At 74.9% G+C, this 3,970-nt stretch carries 1 protein-coding gene and 1 pseudogene; both read right to left on the bottom strand.

Annotated elements, in window-relative coordinates:
* Nucleotides 1-221, bottom strand: a pseudogene (locus tag AC5LSR_RS23550) (IS110 family RNA-guided transposase); the annotation flags it as partial.
* A gap of 49 nt (nt 222-270) precedes the next feature.
* Complete coding sequence (locus AC5LSR_RS23545; RefSeq protein ID WP_493469049.1) at nt 271-3,945, bottom strand: ATP-dependent helicase; 3,675 nt, start codon at nt 3,943-3,945, stop codon at nt 271-273.
* Between the last annotated feature and the right edge of the window lie 25 nt (nt 3,946-3,970).

Below are 3,970 nucleotides of genomic sequence, written 5' to 3'. Positions count from 1 at the left end.
CTGATGTCCGTGGTTACTACGTCGATGCGGGCCAGCATTCGGGTGAGCAGGAAGGCGTAATGATCGCTGAAGCGGCCAGTGAACGTCTCTTCCAACTCGCCGATCTTGCCACGTAGCCGGGTCCGGGCCAGCCGCACGAGGACCTTCGAGTCCCGTTCGCTGGAGACGAGAGCGGCCATCATGTCCCGGCCGGAGACCCCGAAGATGTCTGAGGTGACCACGCTGAGTTTGCTCTGGACGTCCTCCTGAGGCCAAAAAGTGGAAACCAGGTCATGGTGGGGTGAGGAGGGCTTCGAGTTCGGGCTCGGAGAGCAGGTTCGGGCGGACTACCTCGCCGGAGCGGACGTACAGGAACGCGGCGTCCACCGCGTCCAGCGCGACGCCGCGCAGCCGCGCCCACGCCAGCCGGTAGACCGCGAGCTGTGTCGCGTCCGCCCGCTGGCGGCCGGTCTTCCAGTCGACCACCTCCCACCGGCCGTCGCCGAGGTCGTACACCGCGTCGATGCGGCCCCGGACCGCCCGGCCGCCGATCAGCAGCTCGAACGGCGCCTCCACCGCGAACGGGCTGCGCCGGCCGTACGGGCTGGCCAGGAACGCCTCCCGCAGCGCCTCCGCATCCGCGGCATCGGCGTCGTCGATGCCCTCGTCCGCCGCCCCCGGCAGGTCGTCGAGGTCGATCAGCGGGGTCTGCTCGAACATCCCCTCCACCCAGGAGTGGAACGCCGTGCCCCGGCGGGCCTGCGGCACCGGCTGCCGCGGCATCGGGCGGGCGAGATCACGGGCCAGCCCCGCCGGGTCGGCCCGCAGCCGCACCACCTGGGACGCGGTGAGCGCGCGGGGCAGCTCCACCTCGCGGACGACCCGCCGGGCCCGGCGGGCCTCGGCCAGCAGCAGCTCGACGTCGGCGTCCAGCTCGGTGAGCATCTGCCGTTCCGCCGGGGTCATCCGCTCGTGGTCGTCGTCGGGAAGCGGACGGCCGGCGGTGAGCGCGGCCAGGTACCCGCCGACCTCCCGCGCGACGGCCTGCCGGCGGGCGAAGGCGACCGGCTCGTAGGGCAACGGCCAGTCCAGGTCATCCATGCCCGCGAGCTGCGGGTTCGTCTCCCCCTCGGACGGCGGCGGCGCCCACAGCGCGACCCGGCCGCCGCCGGCGCGGGCATGATCGTGGAGTTCGTCGAGGAACGCCGACGGCCCGCGGGGCCGGCGCTGCGACGGCCCCCACCAGTGGCCGCTGCCGAGCAGCAGCGACTTCGCCCGGGTGAACGCGACATAGCCGAGACGGCGTTCCTCCCGCTCCAGGTAGGCGTCGCACTCCGCGGTGAAGCCGGCGAGCGCGGCCTTGTCGTGGCCGCGCAGCGCCGGCAGGTCGTCGGCGTCCCCGCGCAGCGGTGTCGGGAGCATGGAGGCCGCCGTGGGCCACTTCGACCGGACCGTCGTGACGGGGAAGACCTTGCGGCTGAGGTTCGGCACGGCCACGACCTCCCACTCCAGCCCCTTGGACTTGTGGACGGTCATGAGCTGGACGGCGTCCGCGCCGGACGGGCTGGTCGCGTCCAGACCGCGCTCGTGCTCCCGCGCGGCCCGCAGGAAGGCCAGGAAGGCGCGGACCGAGCCGTCGTTGTCCAGGCCCTCGAAGTTCGCCGCGACGTCGATGAAGGCGGCGATGTTGTCCCGGCGGCGGGCCGTGACCGCCTCGGGGCTCGCGGCCAGTTCCACGTCCAGCCCGGTGACCTCGACAACCCGGTGGATGACGTCCAGCAGCGGCTCGTCGACGTGGGCGCGCAGGTGGCGCAGTTCCCCGGCGAGCATCCGCAGCCGGGCCCGGCCGGCGGGCGAGACCTCGTCGCCGGGGTCGTCGAGCACGTCGGCGAGCGCGACCACGTCACAGGGGTCGATCCCGGTCACGGCCTCGTCGAGCGGATCGAGCGAGCCGGCCGGGCCTGCTGGGTGGGCGCCGCCGTGACCGCCATGACCAGCCCCGTCGCCATAACCGGCATCGCCGCTTCGGCCGGTACCGCTGCCTCGGCCGGCGCCGTCACCATGGGCGTCATGATCGGCGGGGCTCTGTGGCTGTCGGGGCGCCTGCCGGCCGGGCGCCGGCTGGTCGGAGGCCATCTGGTCGGAAACCGACTGCTCGGACGCCGGCTGGTCGGGCGCCGGTCGGTCGAGGAAGGCTGCGCGGTCCGTCCCCGCCCGGACGGCCGCCCGCGCCGCGCGGCCGAGCGCCGCGAGATCCCGGCGGTCCAGCCGTATCCGTGGGCCGGTCAGCAGCCGGACCAGCGCGGCGTTGGCGGTGGGGTCATCGAGCACCTCCAGGGTCGCGATGACGTCGGCGACCTCCGGCAGGCTCAGCAGGCCGCCGAGCCCGACGACCTCCACCGGCAGCCCCGCCGCCAGCAGGGCCGCGTACAGCGCGGGCACGTCGGAGCGCGCCCGCACCAGCACCGCGCACTCCCCCGGCCTGGCCCGCCCGGCGTCGACGATCTCCCGCAGCGTCGCGGCGACCCAGCGGACCTCGCCCGCCCAGGTCGGATGCAGCGCCACCACCGTCGTGCCGTGCTCGGCGACGTCCGGCCGGGGACGCAGCCGCGCGACGCGGTGGCGGGCCCGCAGAGCCGCCGCGACCGTGTTCGCCAGGCTCAGCAGCCGGCCGCCGCTGCGCTGGTTGACCGTCAGCTCGTACACCCGCGCCGGCTCGCCGTCACGGCGGCGGAAGTGCAGCGGGAAGCCGTCGAGGTTCGCCACCGACGCCCCCCGCCAGCCGTAGATCGCCTGGCAGGGGTCACCGACGGCGGTCACCGGGTGGCCGCCGCCGAACAGGCCGGCGAGCATCCGCCGCTGCGCCACGGAGGTGTCCTGATATTCGTCCAGGAGCACGACCCTGGCCCGGGCGCGTTCCAGCGCGCCGACCTCGGGCACGCTGTCCGCCAGCCGGACGGCGAGGGTCACCAGGTCGCCGAAGTCGATGACCTCCAGCTCCTGTTTGGCCGCCCGGTACTCCGCCACCATGGCGGCGAGCTCCCGGCGGGCGCGGGCGGCCAGCGCCATCCGGCCGAGGGCTTCGACATGGCTACGGGCCCGCGGGGCACGGCGGCCGGCGGCGATCGCGGCTTCGAGCTCCGCGAGCCGCTCCAGCTCGAAGGCGGCGAGGGCGTCCGGGTCGACGAGGTGTTCGCTGAGCTCCGCCTCGAGCGCGACGAGATCGCCTGCGAGCATCGACATCGGCCGGGTCAGCGCCTCGACCGGCCCGCGGTGCTGGCGCAGCACCCGGCTGGCGAGCTGGAAGCGAGTGGCGTCGGCGAGCAGCCGGAACCCCGGTTCGATGCCCAGCCGCAGCGCGTGGTCCGTGATCAGCCGTTTCGCGAACGAGTGGTAGGTGGACACGACCGGTTCACCGTCGACGTCCCCGCCCGGGGATGGCTGGGACGCGTTGGCCACCTGGTAGCCGGCCGGGCCGCCTTCCCGCTGGCCGGCGACCAGATCGACTCCTCGCTGGTCGAGAAGGACGCCCTGCGCGCCGTGGCCTGCGCCCGGTGCGGCCGGCGCACCGGCTTCACGCTGGTCAGGAGGGCCGCCCCGAGCTCCGGAGCCCCCGAAGCCCGTGCTCGGCGCGGCCAGCGCGTCGGCTCCCCGCTGGTCGGGACGGCCGCCCCGAGGATCATCGGCGGTGCCGGCCGGGCCGGCCTTTGCCAGGCCCCGGCGGATCCGGTCGGTCAGCTCGCCCGCGGCTTTAGTGGTGAAGGTGAGCCCGAGCACGTCCCCGGGCGCGACCTGGCCGGTCGCGACCAGCCAGACGACCCGCGCGGCCATCACCGATGTCTTGCCCGAACCGGCGCCGGCAACGATCACGCCGGGCTCCAGCGGTGCCGTCGCCGCGGCGATCTGCTCGCCGGTGAACGGCACCCCGAGCAGGTCACGCAGGTCCTCCGGAGCCAGCGAGACCAGCGGGGCCGGTGGGGCCGGCGGGGCC

This window comes from Protofrankia sp. CiP1_Cm_nod4, assembly GCF_982290645.1.
Note: the sequence above shows the minus strand (reverse complement) of the source record. Positions and strands in the feature narration are given on the sequence as shown.